The organism is Wolbachia endosymbiont of Muscidifurax uniraptor, assembly GCF_054149795.1.
Window position 1 is genome coordinate 672293 of sequence record NZ_CP083727.1, and the last position, 19231, is coordinate 691523.

Here is a 19231-nt window from a genome sequence, read left to right on the forward strand (position 1 = left end):
TAACACTAATACTATATCATTATATTAAAAATCCATTGAAACTAGTAGCACTTTAAGTTAAGATACATTATTTAATCCCGATAATGACAAGTTGGCCATTTCAAGAAGCAGAAAAAATATTGCAAGAGTTTCCTAATAAAAAAGAAATAATATTTGAAACTGGTTATGGACCCTCTGGTTTACCCCACATAGGAACCTTTGGAGAGGTTTTCCGCACTACAGTTATTGTAAATGCATTAAAAAAAATAGCTCCTGGTATAAAAACCAAAATCATTGCAGTTTCAGATGATATGGATGGTTTGCGAAAAATACCAGATAATGTGCCAAATCAAGAGATGCTAAGAGAGCACTTAAATAAACCATTGACTATGATACCTGATCCATTTGGCACTCATCAGAGTTATGGTCATCATATGAATTCATTGTTGTGTAAATTTCTTGATATGTTTGAATTTGAATACGAGTTCAGGAGTGCAACAGAGTGTTATAAATCTGGCGTTTACGATGAAAAACTTTTACTCTTACTGAAAAATTATGATAAAGTGATGGACGTAATGCTTCCATCATTTCGGGAAGAAAGACAGCAGACTTATAGTCCATTCTTGCCAATATGCCCAAAAACTTCTCAAGTTTTACAAGTTCCAGTAATTGAAACAAATACAGAGAAAGGAACAATCACATATGAAGACCCAAACGGGGAAAAAATAGAAGTTCCAGTGACAAAAGGAAAATGTAAACTGCAATGGAAACCTGATTGGGGAATGAGGTGGGCCGCATTTGGAGTAAATTACGAAGCTCACGGAAAAGATTTAACTCCATCTGCTGTGCTTTCAAGTCAAATATGTGAAATACTTGGAAAAAAGCCACCACTTCTGTTTTGCTACGAGCTTTTCCTTGATAAAGAAGGAAAGAAAATATCAAAATCAAAAGGAAATGGCATTTCAATTGAAGAGTGGCTAACTTACGCACCAACAGAGAGCTTAGCATTGTACATTTTTCAGAGTCCTAAAAAAGCTAAACGTTTATATTTTGATGTGATACCAAAATCAACTGATGAATATTTAGAATTTGTAAAGCGTTATCATGAGAACAAAGAAAAGGATATAAATAATCCTGCTTGGCACATTCACCAGGGCAATGTTCCCAGTATAGAAACTTCAGGCATAAATTTCTCACTACTTTTAAACCTAGCAGCAGCTTGTAATGCTGAAAACAAAGAGATCCTATGGGGTTTTATATCCTCTTATGCACCAAACGTTACACCAGAAAATAATAAAATGCTTGATAGACTTTCAGACTTTGCAGTAAAGTATTATCACGATTTTATCAAGCCAACAAAATCATATAAAACTCCAAATGAAAAAGAGAAAGAAGCGTTACTAGATTTGAAGGACACTTTACATTCTCTATCTATAACTGCTACTGCTGAAGAAATTCAATCTCAGGTATTTTCTATTGGAAAAAAATATGATTACACTAACTTACGTGACTGGTTTCAGCTATTATATGAAACGTTACTTGGCCAAAAAACCGGTCCAAGAATGGGATCTTTCATAAAGCTTTATGGAATGGATAATACGATTTCTCTCATAGAAAGCGCTATTAAATAGACTTCTTGCATAACCATATAACAAACTTTTATTGGAAATAGAAACGAAAAAACTTACTTGACACCCTTCGCCAGCTCCCTTATCATGAAACTGAAGCTATTTATTTATCTTCTCTGTACAGATTAAATGACAAAAAAACTCACGTATCTGGCGTCCCATGTTTAATTTTTTGCACTATGTGCACCTTATGTCTTTATAAAATTTCTAGGTTTTTACCTAATATAAGCTGAAATGCGCTTATAAAGCATTTAAAACATCAAAAAACGCCGATTTAAAAAATGGATAGTGAATAACTAGCTACCCTAGGGTTTCTTTTGCCTTTTTTTCTGTTTAGTAAATTTCTTAATGTTTATAATTTAGATTAGTTGCGGCTTAAAAGCAACTAAATCGCGGTTATTAAGCGTTTAGAATAAAAAAACGCCATACTTGAAAGTATAATGTAAGTAATTAGCCAACCACGGGGCTTCTTTTGCCTTTTTTTTCGTTTGGTAAATTCCTTAATATTTATAGCTAAGAGAGCCCAAGAGAGGTGTCATTCCAGCGCGTGACGCTGGAATGGCTTTGTTGCATCGCTCTTCGGATAGTAGGTAACGTACAATAAATTCATGAAGCTATCTCAAACTTAGCCATGCCTATTTCAGTAAATTTGTTAAGCAAATAACACTTGAGTAGCAGTTCCTTCTCACGATTAATTTCAGATTTGCTCCTAAAACTAAACCCAAATATTCGCTTCAACCTTGAGAAAAATCCTTCAATATACGATCTTTTTCCGTAATTTACTTCTTCTTTCCATCTTTTTATACCATTCTCACCATGTAATTTCATTAACTGAATAGCGGCATTTCTATCAAGCATATAATCCAATTTTGGATGCTCTGCTGCGTTGTTTTTCGGAGGAATTTTCGTTTTTATACCATATTGATTACACAGCTTATAGAGCTTTTCTCTGTCATATGCCCTATCTGCATATAGTACTTTTATGACATACTGAAAATCGACTTCTTTTAGCAAATCACAAGCTCCATAGTGATCAGAGTAGACACCGTTACTGTATTTTACAGCTATGGCTTTTTTGCTGTTTGTATTCAACATTACATGCAATTTTCTTGTCTGTTCATAGCTGCGATACTTTCTATCTTCGCTATTTTCTTTGCTATGACCAGGAGTGTTGTTGTATATACTAATTCCTGTACTGTCTATAGCAATTTCGATATCTTCCATATTATTTTCTGCAATCATTGATCTTAATATTGAGTTTCTTAAACCTTCTTGATGATTGTGAATAGCTGATAACTTGCAAATTTTTCCCAATTTGCTCAAGGTATCCTGCTATAAACCCAACTGTTTGCCTCAGGCCTATTCTAAATAAACAAGTTATTATGTGCACCAAAATTACAACTTTATCGCTATAAATATTGTTGCCACCTGGTATTTTTGGACCATTCTCGTACCACTTTTCTATGGCTTCGTTGGTATAATGAAAAATATTTCCTCTTTTTTCTAGAAATTTGTTATATTCGCTATGGTTACTGACCCTCATTTTTTGTGGCATATTTTTTCTTCAACAGTTAAATCGCTATTTATAATGAATTTTGTCAGTAGCCACCAGATTTTTCAGTTGCTATGCAACAAAGCCCACTGGGATCCAGTTTTCCATATAATCTCATCGAAAATGTTGTAACCACTTTCTGTGCTAGTTTGCTTGCTTACAAGCAAACTTTCCTGGATCCCAGTGTCTGGGCACTGGGATGACATCATAGGGACACTGGGATTACACCCTGACAATCGTCATCCAGCTACTTGTTAGCGGCTAAGAGATACCGCGAATGAATCGCGGTGACGGTTCGTGGCGGCATGACGATAACCTCGTCTCACTGCCATTAAGTTAAGGAAAAAAGATAGATTTTATGGGATAATGATGTATACCAATAAGTTTAAAGGTAGTATGAGTAAAAAAGGCAGTAATAAAATTTATTCAAAATGAATTGGCAAGTCTAGAATTTATAGAATCCCATAAATCATCTTCAAAAGATTTTATGAGAAAGAGGAAGTTATCTTTTATTGACATATTTATCTTAATTTTAAGAAAAAGTGTAAAGTCGCTGCAAGTAATACTAAACGAATTTATTTTATATAGGAAAAAAGACTATACCGTTACTGCTAGTGCTTTTAGTCAAGCAAGAAAAAAAATGAAACACAGTGCATTTTCAGAAATTAACGAAGGTGTGGTTTCCTTGTACTACCAAGACCAAAAATTTAAAACTTGTTTTGGCTTTAGAGTGTTAGCTCTTGATGCCTCCAAAATCATTTTACCAACAAACGTTGAAATAAAAAATGAATTTGGCTCAAGAAAAATACGTAACCAAAAACCAAAAGATTTAGGTGATTATGCAAGTGCAACCTTTGCGGTTTGTTAAGATGTGCTAAATAATGTTGCCATAAGGTCAGTGTTAGATAGAGGTAACACTCATGAAATTAACTTAGCAGATGAAATGCTTAAAGTTGTAAATACTAATGACTTACTGATTTGTATATTTATCTTATAAATTTCTTTCTAGCCTTACAAAAAGAAAAATTGCTTATGTCATTCGATGTCCCAGATCATCTTTTAATGAAGTGAATGCTATGTTTGAAGAAAAAAGCCCATCTAGTGTTGAGGTTACCATATGTGCTCAGCGTAAGATAAAACAAGAAAATAGTGGAATAACGCTTCAAAGTGGTACTGCCATCTGGTGAAATTGAAGTGTTAGCTACATCATTAATGGATGAACAAAAGTTTCAAACTGGAGGATTTAAGGAGTTATATTTTTTACGCTGGGGAGTTGAGACATTTTTTGCAAAACTCAAAGGAAGACTAAGTCTAGAAAATTTTACAGGAAAAAGTGTTGAGTCTGTTAAACAGGATTTTTGGTCAGCTATCTTTATTAGCAACCTAGAAAGTGTTATGACAGAAGATGTAGAAGAAGCGTTGAATATGGACTTAACCGATGATAAGCTTAAGAGGAGCATTAACAAATCTGTCTCATTTAACGCGATCAAAAACTTGGCTTTCGACATTTTTGCTACGGAATCAGATACTGACTGCATTATTGATCAATTATCAAAGCTATTTTTGATGAACACTTTGGCGGTAAGAAAGGGAAGGAAAGTTGATCGTCATAAGGTACCTTATCTTCGTTCGTTCAATTACCAAAAAAGGGTTAGAAAACACATATTTTGACTAAAGGTAGTATTCATATCTTCTGATAATAACTGGGTAGCTTATTGCCATAGCTCCTGTAAAATGACTTCTAAACAAACTATTTCTTAAGTAATTTACACTTCAGAGTTTATCTGCTTTAAAGTTTACTCTATTCTGTTTCAGTATTTGTCATAAATCCTTAATTATTTCTGACTTTTTAGTTCAGTTTTTAACCATTCTTTCCTTAACTTAATGGCAGTGAACCTCGTCATCCCGCTACTTGTTAGCGGGATCTCTTGTTAGCGGCTGAGATACCGCGAATGAATCGCGGTATGACGGTTCGCGGCGGTATGGACGTAGGAAAACCTTTCTTGGGTCAGCTATAGAGACTCTCATCTTTAGCGAGCTTCAAGGTAATTGGTTGCTATTTGCGAAAATATTCGCATAATTTAAGTAACATTACTTAATAAAAATTAACTATGGAGCTTAATAAGATTGCAGCATCGATTTTACTTTCTGGGCTAATCATTATGATGGTTAGTAATGTAGTTGATATGCTTTACAGTCCAGAAGAATATAAGATTGAACACCAAACGATAGTAGCTGCTGGCAGCAATGAGTTCCAGCAAAAAATCGAGCAAGTGGCGCTTGATATTGGAGCGCTCATGCAGAATGCTAGCTTTGAGAAAGGTAAATCAGCAGCAAAAAAATGTATAGCCTGCCATAGTTTTGAGAAAGGTGGAATGAATAAAGTAGGACCAAACTTATGGAACATAGTTGGAAATAAAAAGGCCCATCTTGGTAACTCATTCAATTACTCAAAAGCAGTGCTTGAAAGAGGTGGAAAATGGGGGTATGAGGAGCTATTTGCCTTTTTAAAGAACCCAAAAGCCTATATAAAAGGTACACGTATGGCATTTGCAGGTATTTCCAATCCACAAGAAATTGCAGATCTAGTTAGTTATTTGCATCAATTGAGTGATAGCCCGGTTGCTTTGCCAAAGTAGTATGGATTATTGTAAATTGTTTGATGGAAATAATGGTCACATAGCATATCGAAAGCTACAAGGAAAGAAAGCTTCTGTAGTTTTTTTCGGTGGATTTGCATCCAATATGGATGGAACTAAAGCAACTGCTATTTACAAATTTTGCCAAGAAAATGACGTAGCACTTGTGCTATTTGATTATTTTGGTCACGGTCATTCAAGTGGTAATTTTATTGATTACACGATAAGTGATTGGCAAAAAAATTGTGCTAAAGTAATGAGTGAATTAACTAGCGATAAACAAATAATTATAGGTTCAAGTATGGGAGGATGGCTGATGTTGCTCACTGCCCTTCAATTTCCAGAAAAAATTGCAGCACTAATTGGTATATCGTCTGCTCCCGATTTTACTGAAGATTTGATATTCAAGCAATTGTCAGGCAAGCAAAAAGAAGAACTAGATTCTAAAGGTGTAATAGATTTTACTTCAGAGCATTGTACATACAAAATAACTAAAAATTTGATCGAAGATGGCAGAAAGAACCTTCTTTTAAACAAAAAGACAATAGAGATAAACTGTCCTGTGCGCTTGCTGCATAGCATTAATGATAAAGATGTTCCTTATCAAACTTCATTGAATTTAGTTGAAAAAATTAAGTCAACCGATGTTGAAGTACACTTAATAAAATCAGCAGAGCACAATATGTCTGACAATCATTCACTGGAAGTTTTATTTAAGACCATTAGAGAATTTTGTAACCAGACTGCATTCTGTGATTTTTAGCAAAACACGATTTTTCATTTGAGCTTTCTTCAACTTAAAATAAATACAGAAAATTGCTGCCTATAGCTAAACTGACTTAGATTTACCGACAATTTGAAAAACCGTCATCCCGCTACGTGTTAGCGGCTGAGATACCGCGGCGGTATGACGGTTCGCACCATCACACTTTGGAACCTTACAGATATTGAGCAAATCCAATAATATCCTTGATTTCTTTTATATTATGGGTTGCAATTTCTGCTGCTTTCTTTGTGCCTTTTTTTAATATTTCATGTAAATGGAATTGGTCTTTTAAAAGATCATTCATTTTCTCACGTATGGGTGATATAACACTGATAATTAAATCAGCTAACTCTTTTTTGAAGTGCTTCATGTCATGTTTGTTCACTTCTTCACATACTTTTTCCGCATTTACATTACTAAGCACTGAATAAATGTTTATCAAATTGCTTATTTCTGGTCGGCACTTTAAAGTAGCAAAGCCTAGAATTGAATCTGTTTTTGCTTTTTCTATTTTTTTGACAATTAAGTCATCCGTATCATCAAGGTTAATGCACGAATGTTCTGAAGGATCAGATTTACTCATCTTGCTTGTGCCATCCCTTAAGCTCATTATCCTTGATGTGCAATCCAAAGTTAAGATTTCAGGTACGATGAAATAATCCAGCTTATAATGATTGTTAAAAGCTGATGCAATATCACGTGCAAGCTCCAAATGCTGTTTTTGATCATCACCAACAGGAACGTATTTAGTTTGATACAACAATATATCTGCAGCCATAAGTACTGGATAACTATATAATCCAAGAGAGGCTTTTTGTTTATCGCTGCCAGCTTTATCTTTAAATTGAGTCATGCGATTAAGCCAACCAATTGGTGTATAGCATCCAAGCAGCCAGCCCAGTTCTGCATGACCACTAACTGTGGACTGACTAAAAATAATGGACTTTTCTGGATCTATTCCGCATGCAATATAAGCTGCTGCTGTTTTGAAAATATTACTTTTTAATTCACTTGCGGGAAGCTTATTTGCTGTGATTGCGTGCAGGTCGACAATAGAAAAAAGAGATTTGTATTTATCCTGTAAGTCTATCCACTGTTTGATTGCACCAAGATAATTACCTAAATGTAGTACGCCACTTGGCTGGATACCTGAAAAGACAATACTTGTCATTATACATTTACCTCATGCTAATCGCTTCCACAATCAGCAGATTTCTTAGAAAGAATAACCATTGCAGGACGGAGCAACCTATTTTTGATAGTATAACCAGTTTGTAGTACTTCTACAATGGTGCCAGGCTTTTTTTCATTGTCTTCTCTTTCCACAACAGCTTGGTGTAAATTACTATCAAAAAGCTCACCAAATGGATCTACTTCCTCTATTCCATGTTTTTTTAGATCATTTATAATTTTTTGATAAGCTACTTTAATCCCCTCATGAACAGGATCACCGTCTTTCAAAATTTCCATTACTCTTTTTAAATTGTCGCACGAGTCGATCATATCACGTGCAAGTTTTGTGACTGCGTAGTCACTTGCATCGCTAATTTGCTTTTGCATTATACGTTTGACGTTTTCATTATCTGCAACAGCACGGCGTAAATGATCTTCAAGCTGAACTGCACGTTCTTTTAATGTATTGAGATCTTCATTTAAATCATCAGTTTGCTTATGGTTATCACTTTGTTGGTCGTCACCTTTCTGCCTACTTACCATATCAGCAAACTTCTTCTTTTTCTCCTTACTGCTATCTGACATATCATTACCCTTAAGAATCTAACAAATATATAACAATTAATCTGAAAATATCAAGCGCCAGCTACATTCGTCTTTCTATGCTCGCATTTAAAAAGTTAATTAAAGTAGTTTTATAAAAAGAATCAGAAAAAGTACTAATATCATTTTGTGCCATATTAATGTAGTGTCTAGCTTTTTCCATAGAAAGCTGAATGGCATTATGGTGATTAATATAGTGTAATGCTTGGTCAAAATTGTGTCTAGCTGAAGAAAAGCATTTTTCCCAGAATGTTTGCTCTGCTGGACTGCCCTTTTCGTATGCTATAATAGCAGGTAAGGTGACTTTACCTTCGAAAAAGTCTTTTCCGACTTGTTTTCCAGAAGTGCCTTGATTAGCAGTATAATCGAGCATATCATCAACTATTTGAAATGCCATACCAAAATTAAAACCAAAATTCTTTAGCCTCTCTGTTTCGTCATTTGTTGCACCAGATACTGTTGATGCAGCTTCACAGCATGCAGAAAATAAAGATGCTGTCTTTTCTCCAATGATATCAAAATAATTTTCCCTGACTGTGTGGGGGTCAAAGCGTGCTTTCATCTGCTTTATTTCACCCTTCACAAGTAAATGCGATGCTTTAGATAAAATAGAGAGAATATTTAAATTTCCACACTCTATAAGCCATCTAAATGCTAGAGTCAACAATAGATCACCAACTAAAATGCTTGATTTATTTCCCCAAATCTTATTCGCTGTTTTAACTCCATGGCGTGCCTCACTTTCATCGAGCACATCATCATGAAGTAAAGTAGCATTGTGTATAAACTCTACCGATGCAGCAACGTTGATCCTATTCTCCCCAGAATAGTTTAGCATTTTACATATAATAAAAACTAGTTTAGGCCTTATTTTTTTTCCACCTGACCTAACAAGATGAGATATAATATCAGCAGCAAGCTTAGCATCTTCATCATTGACATTTTTGAAGACAAAGTCATTCATAGCTGACAAATCAGAAGATACAATATCGTCTAATTTATCGCTGTTTGTTAAATCAGTATTTAGCATTTTAAGAGACTTATGCCTCTTGCCCTTGTGCTTTCTCGTTCTCTACTTTCTTCTTTTCTGTTTTCTTTGGTTCTGTTTCTAAAGTTACTATGCCTTTTTTGATAAACCACAGTACTCTTTCAGTTGCCTGCGCGCCTACACTTAGCCAATGTTTTAACCTATCAGCTTTCACCACAACACGATTTTTATTGTCTTTTGGTAACATTGGATCATATTGTCCTATTTTCTCAATAAAACGCCCATCTCTTGGTGCTCGTGAATCAGCTACAACTATCCTGTAAAAAGGGCGTTTCTTTGCGCCAAACCTCGCCAACCTTATTTTAACTGCCATGTTAACCTTTATTCATATATTAGCCACAATTTTATACAATGAGCCGTTTTAAGTCAAATGAATTATACAACTTTTGCACCTTATAATGTAATTACCAATAATGTAGGGCAGTGCCGGGTGTACAGCTATACGAACATTCATTTGTGAAGGTAAATTGCACAGCAAATGGTGTCATTCCAGTGCTTGACACTGGAATCCAGCCTTTTTTTAATCATTAAAACGTTGTATTTTAACATAAAACGGCTACTTTTATGCTTACCAACTTAATAAAATTCCTGGATCCCAGTGTCAAGCACTGGGATGACATCCTTTCTAGTGAAGATTGCTCTCAAATCGCAATGTTCGTACAGTTGTGTGTCTGGGCACTGGATGCGTTTGAAGCAACTTATAAGATTTTTGATTATATATCATCAAGTATAGCGTGATTAACTTCGACTTTATACTTTGATTCCAGATAGCTAATTAATTGCTCTTTTAGCGATATCATCACACGTTTTCCGGTGTCAAGCATGTTTAATTTGCCATTTGATGAATGCATTTCTTTTAGAACACCTATTATAATTTCATTATTGTATTGAATAGGATCTGTCACTGAACCAGTTGTTTTCATATTGAAAATCTCTTCTACAAAAGAAAAGGGGTAGTTTTGTTGATCCACTTTATTGCGGTGCATCTGCTGACCTTTAACTAATTCCACACCTTGAATTTCTTCCAAATCTGTTTTTTCTCTTAGTTGAACTGCAACCTCTTGCCCGAATTTAAACATTCTTTCTTTTATAAACTCACTACGCCAAAGCTCTACCGCTAATGCCTTGCCTTCTTCAAAACTTTGCAATTTGGGTGGAACGATATCGACGATTTTTACACTAACAACAGCGTCCCCAACGCCCTTAAAATAACCTTTCTGATCCTTTTCTCGCGAAAAAATGAAAGAAATCAAATCACCAGAATCTCCTACGTTATTACCGCTTTGATCTTTTCCACTCGCATCTACTGGACCAATAGTTTGTATAGGTAAATTATATTCACTCAATATTTCTTCAATTTCTGAACCATTGTATATCTTATAGTTCACTTGGTTTATGAAATCATTGACTCTTTCAAAAGACTTTTGGTTAGTTAGAACTGACTTTATGTCTTTTTTTAAATCAACTAAGTCTTCATCAGAGATTTGATGCGCACTTTCCACTTTTACTATGTGCCAACCAAAACTGCTTGCTAAAACTTCACTTACTTCACCTACTTTAAGAGCAAATACCTTCTCTCTCACGTCTTCTGGTAAAAAATCCTTAGTTATATTATTTACTCTAGTTTCCTCAAGTTTTGCTTTGCCAAACTCTTCTACTATCTGTTCAAAGCTTGTTTTACCCTCCTCAAATGCTCTTCTTGCTGTCTCAGCTTCTTCTTTGGTAGAAAATATTGCATTGAATATATCTCTTTGATTTTTAAGTTCTTGTTGTTCTATTATACCATCAACTTCTTCATCTGAGATCTTGATTTGATCTTCAAAATACTTTTGGCCTAGGGAAATATATTGCGCAGTTCGATACTCAGGATAATAAAAATGGGATTTATTTCTTTCGTACAAATCAAGTAAGGCTTGATCATCTGGTTCAGGAATGTTTGTAACTGCATCTTCAGTTATTTTAACAATATCAACTACTCTAGTTTGGTAGCGACTTTTGTATATCTGCTCATCAATTTTCTCGCCAAAAGTTACTGGATAATTATCTTTAAATAATGAAGTCATGAACATAATTGCAGGCAGGACTTTCTCTAGCTTTGCTATATACTCTTTCTCTGTCATATGCAGGTCATTTAGCGTTTCATAGAATTTATTTTTGTCAAATTCACCTTTATCATTTTGAAAGTATTTGGTGTTTTTAATATGGTTTTTTGTAGATTCTTCTCCAACTGTCAACCCCAGCTCACTAGTTAGGTTAAACAATAGTTTTTGCTCTATAAGTGCGTTAAGCAAATCATATTTCAGCTTTTTTACTTGTTCTCTACTCGCATCAGATCCAGAAATTTGCTTTTCATAATTTTGATATAGTGATTTATACTCATCTGACGTTATAACTTCTTTTCCAACCCTAGCTACCTCTTCTTTTTCATCATCACCTGATAAAAGGTTGCCAATTCCCATGAAGATTAACAAGCAAGCTAAAAGGACAACGGTTACTTTAGTGAAAAAATTTTTAACATTCATTTTAAACCCAGTTAATTAATGATTAATTATAGAATAGTGATAATTTAATGCTTGTAAACCTGTTGCTTTATTAGCTAATATATATAATATTACAATATATTAACTTAAAATTTAACTCTCTAATCTTAAATAGGAACATATGTTTAACTGAGTTATACTATACCTTAGGAAGGGGAAATATTTTGTTTGAAATATGCTTAAAGGTAAGCGCATTTAATTAACTTAAGAGGTGGGAAGTGACAAACAAAAAGTTATTGAATGACAAAATTAATGCTTTTTTAGTTTTAATAGTTTATATTTTAGCTCTGTATAACAGTAAGGGATACTTTAAATGGGAGATGCTTTTTTGATGTCAATGGAATCTTCTAAGGGCAATAACGATAGAAATAAACAGTTTCTAGTGCAAATAGCTGCTTGGTTAGTAGACAACACTGGTTTAACTTTTAATCAAATAGCACAATGTTGCAGATTGGCCCTTGAAGAAGTACAAGACATAGCTGATGAGGAAATAGAAGTAGAAAAATATAACCCTATTATTTCCGGAATAATTACTGAAAAAGAAATCGATGATTGCAAAAAAAATCCAAATCGTGTACCAAATTTGATTATAAAAAATATAAAAAAAAGGAGTAAAGCGATTGGTAGCATTCTTGGCTTTGCCTCTACGGCAAGACGTAGAGATAAACCTGATGCGATTTATTATTTAGTAAAAAAATTTCCTATCTTGGACGATAACGTTATAGCTAAATTAATTAGTACAACAAATTACACAGTTGAGCAGGTAAGAGATGGATCTCATCATAACATGCAAAATATAAAACCCCAAGATCCTGTACTACTCGGCTTATGTAGTCAAGAAAATTTAGAAGCAGAAGTGGAAAAAGCAAAAGTAGAAGAGGAGAAGCAAGAAAGGTTAAAAAAATATAAAGAATAGCTATTGAAAATCCTCAAATTTTTGTGTTTTGTTAACATTAAATTAACTTGACTTGCTAGTGTTTATTAGTATAATGTAAGTAAAGTACGGGGTTTAATGATAATTAAGCTTAATACGCACTGAAACTAACTCAGCCTAATTTATTATCTTATAGTCACATTTTAGGTTAGTAAGCATCAATTAAAATTTTTGGAGGATTATGACAACAATCAATGAAGATGTTTTGGCAAAAGGAAAGGTTAAAGCTCAACCTGAAAAAAGTGAGCAAATTTACAATAACGATACAGTAAAACAGATGGTTAATGAAGGTACTGAGAAAAACAGAAAAACATTAGATCTGAGCGAATTAAAAGAGAAAACAGCAGAAGAATTGTTAGAGTTAGCTGAAGGAAGAAAAATTTCAACTAACGGTAAAAGCAATGGTAGAATGCTAAAGCAGGAAATAATATTCAGCTTAATGAAAAAAATGAGTGAAGAAGGAGGCATAACCACAGGGAGTGGAATAGTGGAAATATTGCCTGATGGTTTTGGTTTCTTACGTTCAGCAAGTGCAAATTATGCCCCAAGTACCGATGATGTTTATATTTCTAACGGGCAAATAAAGAAGTTTAATTTACGTACAGGAGATATGGCATATGGAGAAATAAGGCCACCTGGTGATAAAGAGAGATATTTTACTTTAACTAAGGTTCAAAGTATAAACTCTACTGAAGTAAGTGAATTAAGAAAGTACGTCCATTTTGATAATTTGCTTCCTCTTTATCCTGAGGAAAGCATAGTACTTGAGTGTAATAATGGTGATGATAAAAAAGGCTTAAGCATGCGTGCTATAGATATAGTAGCTCCTCTTGGAAAAGGGCAAAGAGCGTTAGTAGTTGCTCCACCTCGCACAGGAAAAACTGTATTGCTTCAGCAAATGGCTAACTCTATAGCTATAAATCACCCTGAAGTAGAATTAATAGTGTTACTTATAGATGAAAGACCTGAAGAAGTAACAGATATGATACGTTCTGTAAAAGGTGAGGTAGTAAGTTCTACGTTCGATGAGCCTGCTTACCGTCACGTACAGCTTGCTGAAATAGTAATAGAAAAAGCTAAAAGAATGGTTGAGCATAAAAAAGATGTGGTAATTCTACTTGACAATATTACTAGACTTGCACGTGCTTATAATGTGGTTATTCCTTCGTCTGGGAAAGTTCTAACTGGTGGTGTAGATTCAAACGCACTGCAGAGACCAAAACGCTTTTTTGGAGCAGCTCGTAATATTGAGAATGGGGGTTCTTTAACTATAATCGCCACAGCTCTTATAGAGACTGGTTCAAAAATGGATGAAGTTATTTTTGAAGAGTTTAAAGGTACAGGAAATGCTGAGATCATACTTGATAGAAAACTTTCTGATAAACGTATATTTCCAGCTATTGATATTACAAAATCCGGAACAAGGAAGGAAGAGCTATTAGTTGATAAGGCTATACTAAATAAAATATGGGTGGTGCGTAGGATACTCAATCCTATGGGACCCGTTGAAGCAATGGAATTTTTACGTGACAAACTACTTTTAACAAAGAGCAATGCTGACTTTTTTAACTCCATGAATCACTAAAAGTAAGCCAGTTATGATGGATATGCTGAGCAAAAAGTAAAACGCTCTTATAGCTAAAATAATTTGGATTTACCAAAATATATTTATAGTTAAGTTGGCAATTTACCTTAAGTTAGCGCGTGACACTGGAATGACACCCTTGGTGGCAGACAGCTAAAGGAAAATATCAACTAGGTTTATAATCTATCACTACCGTGTTTGCAATTTTGTCGTGAAAAGCTTGTTTATGTTCATCACCTACTGCACATACTAAAACTAAGATTAGTATAGCTAAGAATAAAATGGGATTACAAAGTGATATGCAATAAATTATAAAAAGAGCTATAGTCCTTTTCATTGCTTGCATTGTAGTGATTGACTCAAATGTATCTTTGTCTTTTACGCGCATGCTAAATAACAAGTGTCCTGGAGTGCCGCCAAATTTTACTAGCATGAATATATGAAATATACATGGTATCATTAAAAATAAAGAAAATACAATCGTGGTGATTACAATTATTGCACCCATGATCCCTTGTATTGCGTGTGTAAGTGAGAAACCCACCGCCATTAAACCAAATGGTATTGCGATAAATAAAATACAATCAACTATAAATGCTAGAGTACGTCTTGTCATCGTTGAGTAGTTTACTTTTTTATCCATGTACTACCTATAAAGAAAAATATCAACTAGATTTATAGTCTATCACTACTGTTTTTGCAATTTTATCGTAAAAAGTCTGTTTGCGTTGATCAAATACTGCAAACAAAAATAAAATTAGCACAATTAAAAGATATAGAAAAGTATAACCATGATAATGCAGATGAAGCAAAAAGCGAAAAATAATCCAGATGCTTCCCTTAGAAATACATCTTATTGTTGCTTGCATAAGGGTAACATTTGTAAATGTATTAGCATCTTTAATATGCATACCACACAATAGTTTTCCTGGGGTACCACCAAGTTTTGTTACCATTAATATTTTGGATATTGTTAGTACTAATGTTGCGACCACTGTAGAAACTATAAATGGTATTTCTGTTGCTAGTTGTGCAAGTTCCTGAAAAGAGTCTTTATCTTGATCTTGTAATGATACGATGAATACACCATAGATAAAACCGAAGATAAAATGAGGGGAAAATATGATGAGGTCAAGTATTTCTGCTACAATACGCCTTGTAAATCCTACATAATTTACTTTAACATTTATTTCAGTATTCATAACCCCACCTATATTTCATAATATCATCATATAATATAAAAATACGTTATTAAATAACCGTAAATATACTAACTTGGGTAATATTAGCTACTTGTGCCACTCTATTATTTAAATTAATATTAAATCATTTATAACTAGGGAAGTTATGTCAACACCAATCACAGTTGCATACGGCGACGGTATCGGACCAGAAATCATGGAAGCGGTGCTGTCGATATTGCGCGAAGCAGAAGCGAAAATCTCAATAGATATTATTGAAATAGGGGAGCGTGTTTATAGTAAAGAATGGTCTCACGGAATTTCTCCAAGTGGTTGGGAATCAATTGAAAGGACAAAAATATTATTAAAATCTCCGACAACAACTCCTCAAGGTAAAGGCCACAAAAGCTTAAACGTTGCACTCAGAAAAAATCTAGGGTTGTATGCAAATATCAGACCATGCATTTCATATCATCCTGTTATAGAAAATAAATTCGATAAGTTTGATATCGTAGTAATACGTGAAAATGAAGAGGACGTTTACACCGGAATAGAGCACAGGCTCACTGGTGACTCTTACCAATGCACTAAAATTATTACTAGATCCGGCTCAGAAAAAATATGCAGGTACGCTTTTGAATATGCAAAAAAACATAGTAGAAAGAAGGTAACTTGTCTTACTAAAGATAACATAATGAAAATGACTGACGGAACTTTCCATGCGGCGTTTGATCGTATTGCAAAGGAATACCCGGACATAAAGGCAGAACATTATATAGTCGATATTGGGATGGCACGTGTTGCCACAGAACCGGAGAATTTCGATGTTATAGTAACCGAGAACTTATATGGCGATATATTATCGGACATTGTGGCGCAAACCTCTGGATCTGTTGGACTCGCTGGAAGTAGCAATATAGGTAATGAATATGCAATGTTTGAAGCAGTGCACGGTTCTGCTCCTGATATTGCAGGAAAAAACATAGCTAATCCTTCTGGACTTTTGAATGCTGCAGTGCATATGTTGGTCTACATCAGTCAAGTGAGTACTGCAAAACTAATTTACGATGCATGGCTCAAGACTTTGGAGGATGGAATACATACCGCCGATTTATATAAAGAGAAAAAGAGTAAACAGAAAATTGGTACCAAAGAATTTGCAGAAGCCGTTATAGATAATCTAGGAAAAAAACCGAAAACATTATCTGAGCTTACAGTCGGTAGCAGTACAAATAGCAAAATAAGTGAAATACAAAATAGCTATGAACAGGACTATAAAACCAAAAAGCTAGTAGGTAGTGATATAGCGCTTGCTTGGGACAAATCCAGCAACTTTGACCAAATAGTTAGGTTATTTGAATCGAGTAATCTGCAAATGATAGCAATATACTCAAAAGGTCTTGCGATTTGGCCAGGAAACTCAAAACCTTCAAGTGATCAAATAACCTGTAGGTTTATCGCAAATAATGAAAAGCAAGCTATTACAAATAGTGATGTGAATAACTTGCTAATCAAACTTGAAGAACACAATTTTGACGTGGTGAGAATGGACAAATTGTATTTGTATGATGGGAAAGAGGGGTTCTTTGTTTAAATATTTAAAAGAGGTGTGGTAAATGAAATGGACTCAAAAAAAGTAGAACTAATATTTGAAAAGTTTCAACAATCAAATCCTGCGCCAAAAATAGAGCTAAATTATACCAATCATTTTACGTTACTGGTTGCGATAGTTTTATCAGCGCGGACAACTGATGTAAGCGTTAATAAAATTACAAGAGAACTATTTAATATCGCTGATACGCCAGAAAAAATGCTGAGCTTTGGGCAGAGTGAGCTGAAAAAATGCATAAGCAGTATTGGTTTATATAATTCCAAAGCAAAAAATATAATCGGGCTTAGTAAAATATTGGTAGAACGATACAACAGCAAAGTACCTACTAATTTTGATGATTTGGTGTCTTTGCCTGGAGTGGGGAGAAAGAGCGCTAATGTGTTCTTAAATTCGGGGCTGGGCATTCCAACATTGGCAGTTGATACTCACGTTTTTAGAGTGAGCAATAGAATTGGGCTTGTGAAAGAAAAAGATGTGTTTAAAACAGAGCAATCTCTTTTAAATGTGGTTCCCAAAAAATACCTGCTTTATGCTCATCATTGGCTAGTTTTGCATGGTAGATATGTTTGCAAAGCACAGAAACCTTCGTGTGAAACGTGCATAATTCATGATTTATGTGAATTTGAGTGCAAAAGGTATAAAGTCTAGTATTTCTTCTTTTGTCATCCAAGTAGCTATAGAAACGAAAAAACTTACTTGACACATTTTGCTGGAATGATACAAGTTATTATTCAAACAACAGTTATGCAAGAGATCTGATTACATCTAAGCTAACAATGGACCACTAGATATATTACTAACCACGTTGACCTGATTCAATATTTTATTAGTGGGATTGAAATAATTTTCTATAAATTCCTTATATATAGCTGTTAACTTGTGTATATCGTTTACTGATACGCATTCGTTTATCTGATGTGCAGTTTTGTTGATTATACCAAATTCAATCACTGGACAAACATCTTTGATAAACGCAGCGTCAGATGTGCCACCACTTGTGCTCAACGCAGCATCAATACTGGTAACTTTATTTATTGCATCAAGCATAATATCAGTATTCCTATCGGGAGTAGAGAGGAAAACGTCCCTGCTGCTATGCATAAAAAGCTTATAATCGTTAGTTACACTAGAGCATATTTCATCAATCAGCTTATATAAGCCACCCGGTGTTTGTTCATTGTTATATCGAATGTTAAAACGTGTAGTTGCTGAGCCAGGTATTAGATTGCTAGTATTATTTCCAACATCGATAGTAGTAACTTCGCAATGTGAAGGCTGAAAATATTTATTACCATGATCAAAAGTAGTATTTTTTACCTTACTCAATATCGATATTACCTTATATATTGGATTGTCTGCTAGGTCTGGGTAGGCAACGTGCCCTTGTTTTCCATGGCAAATTAATTCAAATGTTACAGAACCTCTTCTGCCTATTTTTATGGTATCACCTAATTTCTTACTACTGGTTGGTTCGCCAACCACACAAAAATCTATCTTTTTCTGCTTATTTTTCATCCATTCCAAAACTGCCTTTGTTCCATATTCTTCCATGCTTTCTTCAGCACTGGTAATCAATGCACTTATCGAACCATTAAATTGAAACTTCTCTGCAATCAAATTTACCATAGCAGCAATAAATGCAGCTACTCCGCTTTTCATATCAGCGGCCCCTCTTCCATATAGCATTCCATCCCTCACTTCTGGATTAAATGGACCAAATGCCCAATCTTTTAACTGACCCGGTGGTACAACATCAACGTGCCCAGCAAAGCACAAATTTGGTACTCCATTTATATATTTCGCATAAAGATTTTTAACTTTATCACCAAATTCTAAAATCTCACAATCAAAGCCGCTCTTCTTGAAGATTGCTGCTATATACTCTATTGCCCCGCTGTCTTCTGGTGTTATACTCTCAAAAGAGATCAATTTCCTAGTTAGCTCTACAGGGTCAATTTTCATGTCAATCTTAAAATACTTATACTGCTATA

General features: G+C 34.5%; 17 protein-coding genes and 2 pseudogenes. 9 read left to right on the plus strand and 10 right to left on the minus strand.

Annotation, left to right across the window (positions count from 1 at the left end; all coding sequences use genetic code 11):
* Positions 1–83 precede the first annotated feature (83 nt).
* Positions 84–1610, plus strand: a complete 1527-nt coding sequence (locus LA754_RS03430) for a lysine--tRNA ligase (protein ID WP_077190473.1) — start codon at positions 84–86, stop codon at positions 1608–1610.
* 603 nt (positions 1611–2213) lie between these two features.
* Here the strand turns inward: LA754_RS03430 and LA754_RS03435 are convergent.
* Positions 2214–3162 (minus strand): annotated as a pseudogene (locus LA754_RS03435) (IS5 family transposase).
* A gap of 62 nt (positions 3163–3224) precedes the next feature.
* The gene (locus LA754_RS03440; RefSeq protein WP_414517269.1) at positions 3225–3395 is read right to left on the minus strand and encodes a hypothetical protein; all 171 of its coding nucleotides are present in this window, start codon (positions 3393–3395) and stop codon (positions 3225–3227) included.
* A gap of 179 nt (positions 3396–3574) precedes the next feature.
* Between LA754_RS03440 and LA754_RS03445 the strand changes: the two are divergent.
* From LA754_RS03445 to LA754_RS03455, 3 genes and pseudogenes are all read left to right on the plus strand, one after another.
* Positions 3575–4830 (plus strand): annotated as a pseudogene (locus tag LA754_RS03445) (IS4 family transposase).
* A gap of 440 nt (positions 4831–5270) precedes the next feature.
* Positions 5271–5798 (plus strand): c-type cytochrome, encoded by a 528-nt coding sequence (locus LA754_RS03450; protein WP_077190395.1) that lies wholly within the window; start codon positions 5271–5273, stop codon positions 5796–5798.
* 1 nt (position 5799) lies between these two features.
* Positions 5800–6561 carry an alpha/beta hydrolase gene (locus LA754_RS03455; RefSeq protein ID WP_077188212.1) on the plus strand — a complete coding sequence of 254 codons (762 nt, stop codon included), beginning with the start codon at positions 5800–5802 and terminating at the stop codon, positions 6559–6561.
* A 175-nt stretch (positions 6562–6736) separates the two neighbouring features.
* Here LA754_RS03455 and trpS read toward each other — a convergent pair whose 3' ends face one another.
* The 4 genes from trpS to rpsP all read right to left on the minus strand — a co-directional run bounded on the left by trpS (position 6737) and on the right by rpsP (position 9701).
* Positions 6737–7735, minus strand: a complete 999-nt coding sequence (gene trpS, locus LA754_RS03460; RefSeq protein WP_006279388.1) for a tryptophan--tRNA ligase — start codon at positions 7733–7735, stop codon at positions 6737–6739.
* 17 nt (positions 7736–7752) lie between these two features.
* Positions 7753–8322, minus strand: coding sequence for a nucleotide exchange factor GrpE (locus LA754_RS03465; RefSeq protein ID WP_006279387.1), 570 nt, complete (start codon positions 8320–8322; stop codon positions 7753–7755).
* Positions 8323–8383: 61 nt separating this feature from the next.
* The gene (locus LA754_RS03470; RefSeq protein ID WP_077188213.1) at positions 8384–9370 is read right to left on the minus strand and encodes a polyprenyl synthetase family protein; all 987 of its coding nucleotides are present in this window, start codon (positions 9368–9370) and stop codon (positions 8384–8386) included.
* Positions 9371–9380: 10 nt separating this feature from the next.
* On the minus strand, positions 9381–9701 hold the full coding sequence (rpsP, locus tag LA754_RS03475) for a 30S ribosomal protein S16 (RefSeq protein ID WP_006279266.1): 321 nt from the start codon (positions 9699–9701) through the stop codon (positions 9381–9383).
* 251 nt (positions 9702–9952) lie between these two features.
* On the opposite strand from rpsP, the gene LA754_RS03480 reads away from it, so the two are divergent.
* Positions 9953–10126 carry a hypothetical protein gene (locus tag LA754_RS03480; RefSeq protein WP_457923578.1) on the plus strand — a complete coding sequence of 58 codons (174 nt, stop codon included), beginning with the start codon at positions 9953–9955 and terminating at the stop codon, positions 10124–10126.
* On the opposite strand, the gene LA754_RS03485 is transcribed toward LA754_RS03480, so the two are convergent.
* Positions 10102–11910, minus strand: coding sequence for a peptidylprolyl isomerase (locus LA754_RS03485; RefSeq protein WP_077190393.1), 1809 nt, complete (start codon positions 11908–11910; stop codon positions 10102–10104). The genes LA754_RS03480 and LA754_RS03485 overlap by 25 nt on opposite strands.
* A 331-nt stretch (positions 11911–12241) precedes the next feature.
* On the opposite strand from LA754_RS03485, the gene LA754_RS03490 reads away from it, so the two are divergent.
* Together LA754_RS03490 and rho are read left to right on the plus strand one after the other, a co-directional pair.
* On the plus strand, positions 12242–12844 hold the full coding sequence (locus LA754_RS03490; RefSeq protein WP_006279803.1) for a cell cycle transcriptional regulator TrcR: 603 nt from the start codon (positions 12242–12244) through the stop codon (positions 12842–12844).
* 199 nt (positions 12845–13043) lie between these two features.
* Positions 13044–14447 (plus strand): transcription termination factor Rho, encoded by a 1404-nt coding sequence (gene rho, locus LA754_RS03495; protein ID WP_006279801.1) that lies wholly within the window; start codon positions 13044–13046, stop codon positions 14445–14447.
* 166 nt (positions 14448–14613) lie between these two features.
* Here rho and LA754_RS03500 read toward each other — a convergent pair whose 3' ends face one another.
* Both LA754_RS03500 and LA754_RS03505 read right to left on the minus strand, forming a co-directional pair.
* The gene (locus LA754_RS03500) at positions 14614–15090 is read right to left on the minus strand and encodes an RDD family protein (protein ID WP_006279800.1); all 477 of its coding nucleotides are present in this window, start codon (positions 15088–15090) and stop codon (positions 14614–14616) included.
* Between the two features lie 22 nt (positions 15091–15112).
* Positions 15113–15649 (minus strand): RDD family protein, encoded by a 537-nt coding sequence (locus tag LA754_RS03505; protein ID WP_006279799.1) that lies wholly within the window; start codon positions 15647–15649, stop codon positions 15113–15115.
* A 145-nt stretch (positions 15650–15794) separates the two neighbouring features.
* Between LA754_RS03505 and icd the strand changes: the two genes are divergently transcribed.
* A complete protein-coding gene (gene icd, locus LA754_RS03510; RefSeq protein ID WP_006279798.1) occupies positions 15795–17222 on the plus strand; it encodes an isocitrate dehydrogenase in 1428 nt (475 codons plus the stop codon).
* A gap of 27 nt (positions 17223–17249) precedes the next feature.
* Positions 17250–17888 (plus strand): endonuclease III, encoded by a 639-nt coding sequence (gene nth, locus LA754_RS03515; RefSeq protein WP_006279797.1) that lies wholly within the window; start codon positions 17250–17252, stop codon positions 17886–17888.
* A 117-nt stretch (positions 17889–18005) separates the two neighbouring features.
* Here nth and dapE read toward each other — a convergent pair whose 3' ends face one another.
* Positions 18006–19202 (minus strand): succinyl-diaminopimelate desuccinylase, encoded by a 1197-nt coding sequence (gene dapE / locus LA754_RS03520; protein WP_006279795.1) that lies wholly within the window; start codon positions 19200–19202, stop codon positions 18006–18008.
* Positions 19203–19231: the final 29 nt, after the last annotated feature.